This window comes from Thiorhodovibrio winogradskyi, assembly GCF_036208045.1.
GTDB lineage: Bacteria > Pseudomonadota > Gammaproteobacteria > Chromatiales > Chromatiaceae > Thiorhodovibrio > Thiorhodovibrio winogradskyi.
In genome coordinates this window covers 3,949,067-3,963,405 of sequence record NZ_CP121472.1, presented here as the reverse complement: position 1 = coordinate 3,963,405, position 14,339 = coordinate 3,949,067, and the positions used below count along the sequence as shown (strand labels likewise).

Genomic DNA, 14,339 nt, shown 5'->3' with positions numbered 1-14,339 from the left:
TGATATCAGGTGATCTTAACAGATGACCTGATCGAAATAGGGGAAGTGCACGGACTTGCAAGTCCAGCACCCAAAGCTTAAGCCGGGACAGTGCGGCTGCGTGCCCATGCGCGCAGGCGGGCGATTTGTTCATCCATCACCACGGAGAGAGGCTGGGTGCGCTGGAGCTCGGTGGCGATGGCGCGGGTATTAACCCCGCCGCTGTCATCGGCGCGGGCGGCGTAGAGGGCGGAGACCACGGCCTGCTCGATGCCGGCGCCGGAAAAACCATCGGACAGGGCGGCGAGCTGGTCGAGGTCGAAGTGCTCCGGGTTGATGTCGCGCTTGGCCAAATGAATGCGAAAAATCTCGCGCCGCACGCTGGCATCGGGCAGGTCGACGAAAAAGATCTCATCAAAGCGACCCTTGCGCACCAATTCAGGCGGCAGTTGCTTGATGTCGTTGGAGGTGGCCACCAAAAACACCGCCGCCTTGCGTTCCGCCATCCAGGTCAGCAGGGTGCCGATGATACGCCGACCGGTGCCCTCGTCGCTGTTGCCGGCGGCCAAGCCTTTTTCGATTTCATCCAGCCAGAGCACGCAAGGCGCCATGACCTCGGCGGTTTTCAATGACTCGCGCAGATTCCGCTCGGTCTCGCCAATATACTTGTTGTACAGCGCGCCGAAATCCAACCGCAGCAGCGGCACGCCAAAGCGCCCGGCCACTGCCTTGGCCGCCAGGCTCTTGCCGCCGCCCTGCACGCCAAGCAGCATGATGCCACGCGGGTGCTCGATCTTGGGATCATCCGACAAAAAGGGTTCGCGCCGCAGGTCAATCCAGGTTTTGAGATGCTCGAGTCCGGCCACTTCGCCAAAGCCCGCGGTGTCGTATTCAAAGGAGATGCTACCCTCGGGGCTCAGCAACTCATACTTGGCGCGGGTAATTTCCTCCACGTCCGTCTCGGTGATGGCGCCGTCGCGATGGATGGCGTTGCGAATCAAACGCCGCGCGTCGGATTCCGTCACTCCGAGCAAGGTGCGCGAGAGCCGATCGACCGCGCCTCGGTTGGCACGAAAGGCACGACGCGGCCCGGCATGCTGCCAGCGCTGGGCTTCCTCGCGAATCAACGCTAGCAGCCGGCCACGGTTGGGCAGACGCAGGCCGAAGCGGGCGCTCAGATGGCGGAACTCTGGTGGGCTCTCCAATGCGTGGCTGACCAGCACCAGGCGCCGGGCGACCTCGCCGAAGCCTAGCGCGATTTCTTTAATCAGCCGCACATGCAGCGGGTTATCGAGAAAGGGATGAAAATCGAGCAGCAGATAGATGCCGGGCTCGGGGCTCACCTTGATATGGCGCAGCATCTCCGCGGGATCGGCCAGATCCGCTTGGGGACGGGCGGCATACTCGGCGCGCCTCAGGCCGTCGGTCATGGTCCAGCAAAAAAGCGGCACGCCGAACTGAATCGCCAGGCGGCTAAATAACTCGATAATGCGTTGCTCTTCCAGGGACTCGATCAGGAGCACCGGGGTCTCGGAGCGCAGAATCAGGTCGAGGTCGTGCAGATCGGTCATGGTGGCGCCTGCGCCCGTGGAGTAGGGCGGTTGCTGGATTGCCGAGTGACCAGTTTATACCCATCGCGACCGACTTTTTAGTGCCAATGAATGCCAGATGCGGCAGGTTTTTTTGCACATTGCCATTTTCGTGACCGATGTCGTAGTGGTCGGGGCCCGCAAAGGCTAAGGATAATGGTGCAAAGTCTCCCCACGAAGGGGTCATGTTTCGCTAGAATCCAGCGGACGCCAACAGAAACAGCCGACATGGCACACCCACATCAGGCCACGAACATCATGCAAAAAATTCAAGATTTACCCATCTGGGCACGGCTAATCGCTGCTCTGTGGCTGATATTGTTCCCGGCCTGGACGGGCATGATTTTGTGGGCGGCCCAGGAGCAACGCAATACCGCGATCGAGGAGGCCGAAGCCTTCTCCGAGACGCTGCACGAAATGACCATGGCCGGCCTGACCACCTTAATGATCACCGGCATGATCCATCAGCGCGCGGAGTTTCTCGACCAAATCATCGAACTGCGGAATTTAAACGATCTGCGTGTCCTGCGCAGCAAGAATGTGTCGAGCCAATACGGACCGGGTACAGAGGACGAACAGCCGCGCAACGCTGTCGAGCGCCGGGTTCTGGAGACGGGCGAGCCCTTCAGCGAGCTGTCGGACAACCGCAATCGACTGCGTAAGATCATGCCGGTGATCAGTAGCAAGGATTATTTGGGCAAGGATTGCACTCTGTGCCATACCGCATCGCCAGCGGGCTCGGTTTTGGGCGCGGTGTCGCTTGAAATCAGTCTGGAGGATGTGAATCGTCACGTTGATCGCTTCCGGCTGTTGATATTTGTTCTCGCCGTTCTGCTCAGCTTGCCAGTGCTCCTGATGATGTATTTCTTCGTCAAGGTCTTCGTCACCAAGCCCTTGCTTGCGATGACGACCGGACTGCGGGGGATCGCCGAGGGCGATGGTGATCTGACGCGCCGGTTGGATGTGCGAGGCCAGGACGAAATCGGCCGTGCCTCTGGCGCCTTCAATGCCATGATGGACAATTTCCGCGAGCTCATCGCCCGGGTACTGGACGCAACCCGGCAGCTGACCGGTGCCGCGACTGACTTGGCCAAGATTACCGAGCGCACCAACGCGGGTGTGAGCAATCAGCGCAACGAGGTCGATCAGCTCGCCACCGCCATGAACGAAATGAGCGCCACGGCGCAGGAGGTCGCGCGTGGCGCGCAGGATGGCGCCCAGGCGACAGGCGAAGCCAAGACCGCGGCCGACACAGGGACCGAGGTGGTCTCGGGCGCCATGCGTAAGATTGAGCAGCTCGCCGCCGAGGTGCAGCGCGCGGCCGAGGTCATCGCTGAACTGGGCAAGGACAGCCAGCAGATCGGCAGCGTGCTCGATGTCATTCGCGGCATTGCTGAACAGACCAATTTGCTTGCGCTCAACGCGGCGATTGAGGCCGCGCGTGCCGGCGATGCAGGGCGTGGTTTCGCGGTGGTGGCCGATGAGGTGCGTTCGCTCGCCACCCGCACCCAGAGCTCCACCGAGGAAATCCAGGCCATGATCGAGCGCCTGCAGCAGGCCAGCGCTCGCGCGGTCAAGGTCATGGAGCAAAGCCAGCATCATGCGCGGTCGAGCCTGGAAAGCTCGGCCGAGGCGAATCACTCACTCGAGGCCATCACTAAGTCGGTCACAACCATCAATGACGTCAACACCCAGCTTGCCAGCTCCGCCGATGAGCAAAGCGCGGTGGCCGAGGAAATGAACCGCAATGTGACCAGTATCTCCGATGCCGCCGAGGGCAACGCCCAGGCGGCGGCCGAGACCAAGGCCGCTTCCGAGCAACTCAGCGCGTTGGCCAGAGAGCTTGCAACCCTGGTGGAACGGTTTAGAACCTAAAAGCATCACCGCGCCCGCAAGCTTGCCAGGGCGTGCATGCGCCCTGGCTCCAAGTATACTCAGCGCATCCGTCGTTATTCGCCGAATGCCTGCCCATGACGTCTCCAGTTGCTGCCTCCAGGATCCCCGACCCGCCGCTAGCCGGGCTGAACCTGCTGCGCCTGCGGTTTTTTTGCTCGGCGCTCGACCCGATCCGCCTGCCTTTCTTCAGCGGCTCGGCCTGGCGTGGTTTGCTTGGTCACAGCCTGCGCCGCAGTGTCTGCGTCACTCGCGCACCCCAGTGTGACCTTTGACCCTGCGGTCATGGGCGGTAAAGCATGCATCAGAGGCTTACGCATCACGGCTGGCAACATTGTCAGCCTGGTGGCATCCGGTTGCGGATTCGATGAAATTCTCGATGCTTACCCAGATCTGGATGAGAAAGACATCATCGCCGCCATGCGGTTCATTGAGCGCGCGGAGACCGGAGAAAAGACATGGAGTTTAGGCTGACATCTCACGCAAAAAAGCGTTGCCTGAAGCGTCTTATCCGAATCGAATGGATTCGAGAAGCGTTAAACAACCCGATGCGGACGGAGGATGATCCAGACGATGCAAGCCTTGTTCATGCCTTTTATCCTGTTCCTGAGCGAGCTTTCAAAATGTTGCGCGTGGTCTACAACGAAAATCGGAATCCGGTCACCATCGTGACCGCCTTTTTTGACAGCTAAAGGTGCTGACCGATGAAACTAGAGTTCGACCCTGTGGCCGACGCGGCCTATTTCGAGATTTCCGATGCGGATGTGGAGAGCACGCACGAATTGGAACCAGGCATCATGGCGGATTACGATAGCCAGGGCCATCTCGTTGGTATTGAAATTCTATCCGTCAGCCAACGGGTTCAGCAACAACCGCTCGAAAAAGTCGCTTAATCAGAAAATACTGAAAGCTTTACTGCGCAACTGTTGTTTCACGGTAAGCTGTGATCAAAACCATCCTGTCGTACTGCTCATGGGGGCCAACCAATTTTACCAACGCGACCTCGCGCGCATGATGCAACAGTAATAACCAGGGATTATCAATGACCCAACCCATCCTCCTCTGCACCGTCGGCGGCTCGCACCAGCCGATTTTGACCGCCATTCGCGAACTGCAACCCGTCTTTGTGCTCTTCTTTGCCAGCGGGCGCGATCAGGCGACCGGGCAGCCGGGGTCCATGGTCACCATCACCGGCAAGGGCCATCCGGTGGAGGTGCGCCGCGGCGCCGAGGTGGTTGACCATCTGCCGAATATTCCCACCCAGGCAGGCTTGCGCGAGGAGCAATTCCAGGCCGTCGAGGTGCCGACCGACGATCTTGACCAAGCGGTGGCGGCCATGACCAGCGCGATCACAGCCATCGCCGAGCGCTTCCCACAAGCGCGGCTGATCGCCGACTACACCGGCGGCACCAAGACCATGACCGCCGCGCTGGTGATGGCGGCGATCGACAATGATCGCGTCGAGCTGCAACTTATCACCGGCAACCGCGCCGATCTCATCAAGGTGCGGGATGGCAGTCAGGCCGGGCTCGCCGTGAGCAGCGAGGAAATTCGCCTGCGCCGGGCCATGCGGGCCTATCTCAACGCCTGGGATCGCTTCGACCATGCCGAGGCCGCTGCGCTACTAGAAGTCTATCGCCCGCGCTTGGTGAAAGACGCAGGCGAGGTCGCGGTCCCGCTGTTCCAAGCGCTGAAATATCTGAACGCGGTGCAAGACAGCCCCCAACGCACCCCGGCGCGCCTGTGGGATCTCTGGCTCAATGCCCAGCGCCGCGCCGTCCAGTGCCGCTACGATGACGCCGTCGCGCGCGCTTATCGGCTGCTAGAATGGACCGCGCAATGGCTGCTGGAAGGCCAAGGCGTTCTGACTGGCGATCTCAAGCCAGAGCAGATTCCCGCCAGCCTGTCGATCACCGCCAACCCGGACGGCAAGCTCCAGGCCGGGCTGCGCAATGCCTGGGAACTGGCCGCGCACCATCTTGGTGGCGAGGTGGCGGTCTTTGTCGAGGCCGAGCGGAGCCACATGCTTGATCAGCTCACCAAGCGCAATTACTCCATCCTCGCCCATGGCGACCGACCCATCGCCCGTGCTGATTGGGAGGCCTTCGGCGGCTGGATGGCAGGCGCGCTGATCCCGCTGTTCAGCCAGCAGGCCGCGCGCGCAGGACTGAAGAAGCTCGCGCCCCAGCTCCCACAAGCGCCGCTGTGGCGTTGAGGAAGGACTGATCGACTCGAACCAGCCAAGACCCCTTCGGCAACAGATTTAACGCGAGAAAATCGAGTGGCAAAGAAATCAACCAAAACCAAGGCGCGCACCAAGCAATCACCAAAACCCAATCCCGCCCAGATCGAGGCCGTTGAGCGCTTGCTGCGCAATAAGCAGTACCAGGAGGCCGAAGCGCGCGCCCGCGGCCTACTCGAACGTTTTCCAGATTATGGCGGTCTCTACCGGCTGTTGATCGACATCCTGGAGCAGAAGAACGACCACTATGGCGCCGGCGCGGCGGCCTGGCTGTGGGCCCGCAACCGACCGAACAGCGCGCCCGCGCAGGGTGCCTTGCTGCAAAGCGCGGCCAGGCTCGGACTGGTCCATCTCATGCTGAGCACGGCTGAACGTCTGCGCGCCCTCGGCGCGGAGGTACCCGGCCTGCCGCAACCGGACCCCGCGCTGTTGGAGGAAATGCGAACCATGCCAGATGGCCGGATCGCGACCGCGGAGGACATGTTCGCCTTCGACACCGGCAGGCTGTTAATGGGCGCGCGGGACTTCCCCAACGCCATCGCGGTCCTCCAAGGCGTCGAGATCGCCTCGGCACGCAATAATCTTGGCGCGACACTCTTCCACGTTCAGCGGATCGAAGATGCCCTGCAAGCCTTCTCCGCCGGCTGGCAGGCCGATGCCGATAATCTCTTTGCCCTCGGCTGGCTGATCCGGCTGCGCTGCTACCTCGGTGACGAGGATGGCGCGCGCGGCTTGGTCACCCCGCTCGCGGCCGCGACCGCGCGGCGCACCGACGATCTTCTCATGCAACTCGACGCGCTGCTGTTCATGGGCGAGGACGCCGCGGCGCTGGCGGCCTTCGAGCGCGCCAGCAAGCAGTCCTGGTTCAGCGACAAGGAGGGCGCCCCCGACGCCATGGCCCGGGTGCGGCACTTCGCCGCTTGTGCCAGTGCCCGCCGTGGCAACTTAAAACAAGCGCGGCAGTATTGGAAAGAAGCGCTCGCAACCTCTGATTCTTTGCTTGTCGCCCGCGACAACCTTGCGGCCATCAGCGGCTGGAACAACGCCCCGGCCTTTCCGGTCATGTTCGATATGTCCCACAGCTTCCCGGTCAACTGGCTGGAGCAACTCAAACTTGGCACCCAAAGCATCACCCCCCAGGCACTGCAAGACAGGCTGGCGGAACTCACGGCCAGCCCCGCCTATCTCGAGCGCATCTGCCGCGCTGGCGATGTTGGCATGCGCGGTCTCGCCGTACTGCTCTTGCGCGCCCAGGCCACCCGGGGTAACAGCGACGCCGCCAAGCGGCTGAAGGCTTTCATCGCCCTGCCTATCGGCACCGACGAGGATCGCATGGAGATCCTCAATGTCCTGCGCCAGCACCAATTTCTCGCCAAAAACGAGACCGTGGATATCTGGCTGAAAGGACGGCTGCAGTCCATCGTGCTCACCGCCTACGAGATTCATCGGGAAGTGGAGCCACCGGAGCTGCCGCCGCACTTGCAAGCACTGCTCGATGAATCCATCGACAAGAACGCGAACGGCGATATCGCCGGTGCCCAAGCCTGCTTGCGCCAGATCCTCGAACAAACGCCGGACAATCGCACCACGCTCGGAAACCTCGGCCAGCTGCTTATCCACCAGGGCGAGCGCGAGGCGGGCGAGGCCATGCTCAGGCGCGTGATCGCGCTCTATCCGGACTATCTGCACCCGCGCTGCAATCTCGCCAAAGTCTTGATTCGGGACAATCGTCTCGATGAAGCCCAGGACCTGCTCGGCGATCTTCACAAGCGCGAGCGCTTTCACATCCAGGATTACTTCCTGCTGATTGGCACCACCGCCGCGCTCACCGCCGCGCGCGGTGATCCCGTCGCGGCAAAACAAATGGTCGACCAGCTCGAGCCCATGGTCGAGACCGAAGAAGATGCCGCGTACCTGAATGACGTTAACAGCATGGTGATCGCCCACCTTCCCGATCAAGCAATCAACAAGATGGTCGAACAGGTTGGCAAGCTCTTCAAGAGAAAGAAATGAACACCCACATCGTCCTCATCTCCGATCAGGTCATGCAAAACCTGATCCCCATCCTGATGGACAAACCCGCGCGGGTGGTCTTCATCATCACCGCCGTTATGGCGCAACGTGGCGCCGACCGCCGTCTGGCCGAGCAAATCCGCTCCCAGCTCGGCGATGGCGGCTGCGAGATTCTGCGCTTTCCCGACTGCTGAGCGTAAAAACGCTATTCGCCGGAACTATTTTCAAGCTATTTAAAGGACGCTGACTGCCATTGGAATGCGGGACGCCATCCTTGGCGGACTAAGGAGAGCGGGAATCATGAACCACGCGCCCCCCAAGGGGGAGAGACGGACAGGGTTCAGTGGCGGTGCGCGGTAGAGCGGAGTGCGCGCGAGAGGGTATAGCGGGCGTAGCGCTCGGCATCGGCACCGCGACGCGGGGAAGCGCGCTCGAGCAAGCGCTGGTAGAGCGTGGTTGGTGACAGACCGGCCTCGAGTGCGCCGCGGACCCAGCCCCATTCGCGGGCTGACTCCGAGCCGTCGCCGGCGGAGGAAGGCGCGCGTGAGTCCTGTTTGCGAGCGGGCGGTTTCGCCCGAGGCGCAGCGGTCGTTGGCGAAGCTGGCGTCGGATCCCAGACCCGCTCCCGAGGGCCTGGGCGGTGAAGAACATTGACCCACTCCCCGCCGCGTTTGGCATTCTTCATCCCCGCCAGCCGACCGAGATGCTCACCAGAGACTGAGCCCGGATCAGCGCCCACACGCGGAATCAGCCAACGCTGCACCTGGGCGCGCTGTCTCTCATCAAGCGCGCGGGTCAGTTGTAGCCACAGATGACAGCCCCCGAGGGTCGAAGTCCGCACCACCAGGACGGCATAGTGCTTGGCGACGCGGTGCGCCATTGCCGGGGCGACATCATCGAGAAACACCATTGGCCAAGGATAGCCGCGAGCCGGACGGATATAGACATCCGCCCCATGGGCATTGCGCGCCCTGGCCAATCCGAGCGGCAGCTGATCCAAAGCGCGATCCTGGAACCACAGCATCATCGCGCTCGGCGTGCGCACCGCCAGATCCGCGCGCGTGATACCGGCATGGCGCCAAGCGGCGAGCATCATCGCGGTGTGAGAGGCCGCCGTCATCGGGCGTGCGCCGCCTTGGCCCCCGGGCGTTGGCGGGCGTTACCCGGTAACGCGCCAAACACCTCAAGGTACAGCGACTCATCGAGTTGCGGGCGCTCGAGGCGTGCGGCCTGCGCCAGCAACTCCGCGGCCATGGTCGTCAACACCCGATAATTACCCAACGCATGTTCAACGAGCGTCTTCATCAACTCCGGACTCATCAGGCTCGCGTTACCCGCGCACTGCTGCACATGCTCCAGACAAGCCACGAGTGCCTCGCGGCTGGCAGACTCCAGAGTCAGGCGCGCGCGAATGCGGCTGCCCAGCAGCAGCAAATCCTCGCGCCGGAGCATCGCCGCCAGGCGCCCATCGCCGGCGAGAATCACGCTCAACAAGGTGCGCGAGTCAAACTGCATCGAGGTCAGCAGACGCAACTCATTGAGCACCGTCGGATGCATCTCTTGCGCCTCATCAATCAGCAACACCGGGCGCAACAGCGTCGTTTGCAGATGCGCCAACCAACGCTCACGCAGCAACTTAAAGCCACCCCAGCGGTTATGCGGTTTGAGGTCAACGGCAAACAGCTCGCCCATCTCGCGGTAGAAATCCGCCAATTTGGAACTCGGATGGGTAATGGCCCCGACGCTGAGATCGGGCAACTGATGCAGGCGCTCATCGAGCACGCGCAACACCGCGCTTTTGCCGGTGCCGGGATCGCCCTGAATCAAGGCAAAGCCGCCTTCGCGAATCAGGCTCTGCTCAATGCGCCAGCAGAACTGCTCCACCGCTGGGGTCAGATGCAATGCCGCCGTTGGCAGCTCCGGAGAAAACGGATTGAACTTCAGTCCATAGATGGCCAACAGGGTTTTGTTCATGCATCAAACTCCGGATCGTCATGGGTTGGCAGATAGGCCGGCGGCAAGCCGGTGGCGGCATACTCGGCGAGCAACTCGCGCAGCAGCGGTGGCAGGGTCGTGGTGCGTTTGGACGGTGGTGGTGTGCTCGCGCCGTCCAGGCGCCGTCGCTTGCCCGAGGCATTGGCGGCTTTATTCAAGGGATGGAGCCGACACAGCGGTGCGCCACTGTGCGGGTCGATCAGATCCACCGCGCTTAAATCCCAGCGGGCGTAGGCGACGCTGGACGCGGCAGCGAAAGGCCGCACGGATGGCCTCGCTATCCGGACAGGGGCGCCCCACGCTGGGCGCATCCAACGACCGCGCCAGCTGCGTGGCGGCCGTCTCGCTGTGAACCTTGCGGTGGTACTCCTGCTCGACCCAGGCTTGGGTGAGGATGTTCAGCCGCTGCAGGTCGAGCTCCTCGATGTCTTGGAGCATCGCCATCAGGCGGCCTTCGAGCGTCGCCCAAAACCGTTCCTGCTTGGCGTTCTGATAGGGGCTATAAGGCAGCGTTGGTTCGTGCAGGATGCCCAGCGCAAGCAGTCCAGCGGTGAACTCCTCGGCCTGCATCGCGGCGCCGTTGTCGCTCATCAACGCCTGCGGCAGGCCGCGTTTCTGCAACGCCTGGCCCAGACCATGCACCAGCGTCTCGGCCGTCTCATCCAGATACCACTGCAAATGGCAGATCAAGCGGGAATGATCGTCGATGATCGCCAATAGCAGGGGCTTGAACCAGACACCACCGCGGGTCAGGACGTGGCGCGAGCCATGATGGAAGTCCAGATGCCACAAGGCATGGACATACTGGGCTTCATAGCTGCGCACCTCGCAGGCCTCCAGACGCCGGGCGGCCTGTTCGGCACCGGGGGTCTGGCGTGCCACGACCCGGCGGCGGTGCAACCCTTCGCGCTTCATGAAGCGGCGCACGGTGGCGTAGGACGGCAGTGGCCCGAGTGTGTCATCGGCCTCCACCAAGGAGACCAGATTGTCGTAGTGCAGCTGCACCGTCCAACCGGGGTAGTCACGGTATTGCGCCTGGATGGTTTCCATCAGGCGCGCACTCAAGACGCGCGGCGCTCCCGCATCGCGGCGCCGGCGCGCACGCAGTGCCCCGACCGGGTCTTGCACATCGCGCGCGCGGTAGTACCAACGTTCCAAGGTCGCGAAGCTAAAGCGCACCGGCAGGCCGGTCAGCGGATGGCGCCAGGATTTGGCGGCCAGCGCTTGCAGGCGCGCCCCAATGCCAGCCCCCGGCGCGGGATCGGCCAACAAGGGACCAATAATGGCGAAGCGCAACCGCGCCCACCCATCAGGGTCGCCGTGGGCTTGTTCATCCGACATCGGCCTTCTCCTCTCAGGTGTTTTGCACAGAACTGGGAGTCTAGAAGGCGTTGCGTACCGGGGCGATTACATCTTCCGCGGGTCGGCCATGGCCCGCGGCGAGCCTGTCGTTGTCGTGGTCGGGGCGATCAATACCAGCAATTGCACGACACGTTCGGACAACGCGCGGCCGCTTAGGCGTTCGAGCAATGCACTGGGTAGATGGGCGGTGAGGATCGGCGGAAGGAACTGTCCGGCCAATCCCCTCCAACAGCGGGTTTGGACAAACTGCTCCCGCCACCACTGTTGCCAACGGCGCAGGGTTTGGACGCAGACACCGAGTGTCTCAATCAAGCGCTGACGACGCGACGCGCTGAGACCGTGATTGAGCGCAGTGATCAGGACGACAATGACCCCAAGGTAGACCTTGCGGCCGAGAAAACGCACGGACGCCGGGGTGCAGCGCCGCCGACAGCCATCCTCGGCGCAGCAGAAGCTCAGACGGCGCTGGTAGCTCTCATCCAAGACGCCACGCTCACCGCGCGGCTTGCGCGGATAGCAGGCGCGATGCAAGACCCCACCGCAGTCACAGCCGCGCGCGCGCCTCCTCAGCAATCGACTCGTCGATCCGAGTGAGCAGTTGGTAGAAATTGGCGTCGTGTAGAAAGGCGTGACACACTGGTGCTGTCTCCTGGTTTTTGGCGAAATTCGGAGACAGCCCTCTCGGACAACTTTCGTCAAGTTGTTTGAGGGGGTTTTTCGTTTTCCCGAGCCATTTGCGCTGTTCCCAACCCCTTTTGCTCACCTTTTGCTACTCTTTTTGTTTTTGATTGCCGAGCAGTCAGAGGGATGGGCAATCCGCGCTTAGTGATCCCGGCGCTGCTTGGCCAACCAGGCTTCGATGGTGGCAGGATCAAGCCCTTTGAGACGATCCTCAGGATCAAGCCCTTTGAGACGATCTTCGGGATCAAGCCCCTTGAGACGATCCTCGGGAGCGTAACATTGGAGGACTTCTTCAGGGTCGATTTCGCTCAGCGCGCCCTTGAGCCATTCGCGGGCATCGCGGTGCATGTCTTCTTGTGTGTAGGCCATGTATCCTTCTCCCAGGCGAAAATACCCAATGAGATTGTGCAGGTGAATCCCGATGTCGCTGTGCGAGCGATAACTGGCAAAGGCCGCGCGCCACTGTGCTTCATCCGTGGCGAACAGGCCCCAGGGCGCGTTGCGCGGGTGGGGTTCGAGTTGGTTAATCACCACCAGGCGCATGTCGCGGGTGCCAAAGCGCAGGTGATAGATTCCCGCTTTCTCGGTCTTTTGACAACTGCCGGATCGCAATTGTTTGACCAGTTGGCGCGGAAAGCGGGTGGCGATGGCGTAGCAGCGGAAGTCCTCAGCCGGTAATAGCCGGTAGGCTTCCTTGGGCTCCTCCAGCGGTTGGTCTTTGCCTGACTGGCGCTTGCGCAGGGCGCGCAGGGAGGCGACTTTGCGGTAGGTGACGGAATGACTCAGCAGTTCTTCGGCAAACCAGGCGCTGAAGGGCTCGTCGGCGGCTTTGAAGCTCAGCAGGTTGTGCTTGGTCAGGTCTTCCAGTCCATCCGGGCAGTCGTCGGCGGGTCTGCTTGTTGCCTGCGGGGATTGCCCCTGTTCGATGATAAGCACATCCAGGCGCTGGCTACGCAGGGCGAGTTCTTCTTCAGTGCTGACCTGATAGGGCAAACCGATCAGGGCATCGGCCAGGGCTTGGCCGAGAAGTTTGTGCCAGGGGATGCGTTGGTCGCGGCGCATGGTAGCAGTTTAGTCGATCTGCCGGGGGGGGTGGGGGAGGCGATGGCGTGGTGATGGTTGGCTGCCACAGGAAAAACTCGCGAGGCGCGAACCCAGGGGCTGGATGGTGGGGCCAGCGGTCAGGAGGGATCAGTGTGAGGAATTGAGTCTATGTCCCCGGGATTGCGAAAATTAATTCGATCCTGCCCCCTTTGCTTCTGATTCAGTAAACTGTCACCAGAACTCAGAACTTATTCCGGGGGCTGGATGGTGGGAGCCGTGGTCAGGCGGGATCAGTCAGGGGTATTGAGTATACTAATGGGATGGTCCGCCCCGCTCCTACAAACCCGCTGAATCAAGCAAAATAGGCTATCGACAACCATCTAATCGTCAACCGAAGACAGCAGAGAAGAGCCATGAAAAAAGCGAAGAAAAAATCCGTAAAGACGTTTAGCAAAGAACCGGTCGTCACTATTGGTATTGATTTAGCCAAGAACAGCGTACATGTGTTTGGTGTCGACGCCGAGGGTGAAGTGGTGTTCAGCCGCAAGTTGGCACGAAAAGCGTTGAGTCAGTTCATCGCCCAGCAGCCGACCTGTCGCATCGCCATGGAAGCCTGTAGTGGTGCCCACCACTGGGCGCGCACCTTCCAGGGGTTTGGCCATGAGGTGGTGTTGATCGCCCCGCAGCATGTGAAGCCCTTTGTGAAGACGAACAAAAACGATGCCGTCGATGCCGAGGCGATTTGCGAAGCGGCGCCCTGCTCGAACAGGGGCCCGCGTCAATTGTTCGTGCCCATCAAGAACGTTGAACAGCAAGATACCCAGGGTACCCACCGCATGCGCTCGATGGTCATTGATCAGCGCACGGCGCTGGTCAATCAGATCCGGGGGTTGTTGGCCGAATACGGTATTGTCATTGCTCAAGGGCGTGCTGAGCTTATGCGCCGCCTGCCGGACATCCTTGAAGACGCCGAGAATGGACTCAGTGAGCGGTTTCGCGCTGAATTGAATGTTCTCCTCTAGGAGTTGCGTCACATGGATACGCGGGTCAAGCATTATGATACTCAGATTCAGGCCGTTGCCAACACCAATGACTCGGCCCAGCTGTTGATGAGCATTTCCGGCATCGGTCCGCTGGTGGCCACCGCCTTGATCGCCACCTTGGGGGAGAATTGGGGGCTGTTCAATAATGGCCGCGCGCTGGCCGCCTGGCTGGGGCTGGTGCCGCGACAGCACTCCACCGGCGGGAAACCACGCTTGCTCGGCATCAGTAAGCGCGGTGATGTGTATATGCGCAAACTGCTGATCAACGGGGCGCGTGCCCCTGATCTGAACAATGGGCGCTGGGTTGAGAACAAAGACGACGCCCTCAGTCATTGGGCGTGCGGTCTCAAGCAGCGCCGTCATGCCAATGTCGCCGTGGTTGCGATGGCCAACAAGCTCGTGCGCATCGCCTGGGCGGTGATGACCACCGGAAAGGCCTTCGATGCAGCGCGCGGCGCGCTGGCAAAGCCTGCGGCTGTTAATGCGTAACGCCTATCA

General features: G+C 61.6%; 13 protein-coding genes and 2 pseudogenes. 9 read left to right on the top strand and 6 right to left on the bottom strand.

The window, feature by feature from the left end:
• Positions 1-77 precede the first annotated feature (77 nt).
• Positions 78-1,550 carry an AAA family ATPase gene (locus Thiowin_RS18115; protein ID WP_328984362.1) on the bottom strand — a complete coding sequence of 491 codons (1,473 nt, stop codon included), beginning with the start codon at positions 1,548-1,550 and terminating at the stop codon, positions 78-80.
• A gap of 276 nt (positions 1,551-1,826) precedes the next feature.
• Here Thiowin_RS18115 and Thiowin_RS18110 point away from each other — a divergent pair, with 276 nt between their 5' ends.
• The 8 genes from Thiowin_RS18110 (at position 1,827) to Thiowin_RS18075 (ending at position 7,910) form a co-directional block, all read left to right on the top strand.
• Entirely contained in the window at positions 1,827-3,443 is a 1,617-nt protein-coding gene (locus tag Thiowin_RS18110; RefSeq protein ID WP_328984361.1) for a methyl-accepting chemotaxis protein, read from the top strand.
• 95 nt (positions 3,444-3,538) lie between these two features.
• Positions 3,539-3,736 (top strand): hypothetical protein, encoded by a 198-nt coding sequence (locus tag Thiowin_RS18105; RefSeq protein WP_328984360.1) that lies wholly within the window; start codon positions 3,539-3,541, stop codon positions 3,734-3,736.
• Between the two features lie 10 nt (positions 3,737-3,746).
• A complete protein-coding gene (locus tag Thiowin_RS18100) occupies positions 3,747-3,935 on the top strand; it encodes a DUF433 domain-containing protein (RefSeq protein ID WP_328984359.1) in 189 nt (62 codons plus the stop codon).
• Positions 3,920-4,153, top strand: coding sequence for a DUF4258 domain-containing protein (locus tag Thiowin_RS18095; RefSeq protein WP_328984358.1), 234 nt, complete (start codon positions 3,920-3,922; stop codon positions 4,151-4,153). Before Thiowin_RS18100 ends, Thiowin_RS18095 begins: the two co-directional genes overlap by 16 nt.
• 12 nt (positions 4,154-4,165) lie before the next feature.
• On the top strand, positions 4,166-4,354 hold the full coding sequence (locus tag Thiowin_RS18090) for a DUF2283 domain-containing protein (RefSeq protein ID WP_328984357.1): 189 nt from the start codon (positions 4,166-4,168) through the stop codon (positions 4,352-4,354).
• A gap of 149 nt (positions 4,355-4,503) precedes the next feature.
• Complete coding sequence (locus Thiowin_RS18085) at positions 4,504-5,676, top strand: TIGR02710 family CRISPR-associated CARF protein (RefSeq protein ID WP_328984356.1); 1,173 nt, start codon at positions 4,504-4,506, stop codon at positions 5,674-5,676.
• Positions 5,677-5,742: 66 nt separating this feature from the next.
• Complete coding sequence (locus Thiowin_RS18080) at positions 5,743-7,716, top strand: tetratricopeptide repeat protein (protein WP_328984355.1); 1,974 nt, start codon at positions 5,743-5,745, stop codon at positions 7,714-7,716.
• Positions 7,713-7,910, top strand: a complete 198-nt coding sequence (locus tag Thiowin_RS18075) for a hypothetical protein (RefSeq protein WP_328984354.1) — start codon at positions 7,713-7,715, stop codon at positions 7,908-7,910. Before Thiowin_RS18080 ends, Thiowin_RS18075 begins: the two co-directional genes overlap by 4 nt.
• Before the next feature lie 146 nt (positions 7,911-8,056).
• Here the strand turns inward: Thiowin_RS18075 and Thiowin_RS18070 are convergent, their stop codons facing one another.
• From Thiowin_RS18070 to Thiowin_RS18050, 5 genes and pseudogenes are all read right to left on the bottom strand, one after another.
• Complete coding sequence (locus Thiowin_RS18070) at positions 8,057-8,836, bottom strand: DNA-primase RepB domain-containing protein (protein ID WP_328984353.1); 780 nt, start codon at positions 8,834-8,836, stop codon at positions 8,057-8,059.
• On the bottom strand, positions 8,833-9,690 hold the full coding sequence (locus Thiowin_RS18065) for an ExeA family protein (protein WP_328984352.1): 858 nt from the start codon (positions 9,688-9,690) through the stop codon (positions 8,833-8,835). Before Thiowin_RS18065 ends, Thiowin_RS18070 begins: the two co-directional genes overlap by 4 nt.
• Positions 9,687-11,052 (bottom strand): annotated as a pseudogene (locus tag Thiowin_RS18060) (DDE-type integrase/transposase/recombinase). The gene Thiowin_RS18065 and the pseudogene Thiowin_RS18060 overlap by 4 nt, the downstream one beginning before the upstream one ends.
• 66 nt (positions 11,053-11,118) lie before the next feature.
• A complete protein-coding gene (locus tag Thiowin_RS18055; RefSeq protein ID WP_328984351.1) occupies positions 11,119-11,604 on the bottom strand; it encodes a hypothetical protein in 486 nt (161 codons plus the stop codon).
• A 291-nt stretch (positions 11,605-11,895) separates the two neighbouring features.
• Positions 11,896-12,816 (bottom strand): hypothetical protein, encoded by a 921-nt coding sequence (locus Thiowin_RS18050; RefSeq protein WP_328984350.1) that lies wholly within the window; start codon positions 12,814-12,816, stop codon positions 11,896-11,898.
• A 395-nt stretch (positions 12,817-13,211) separates the two neighbouring features.
• Between Thiowin_RS18050 and Thiowin_RS18045 the strand changes: the two are divergent.
• Positions 13,212-14,330, top strand: a pseudogene (locus Thiowin_RS18045) (IS110 family RNA-guided transposase).
• The last annotated feature ends 9 nt before the right edge of the window (positions 14,331-14,339 follow it).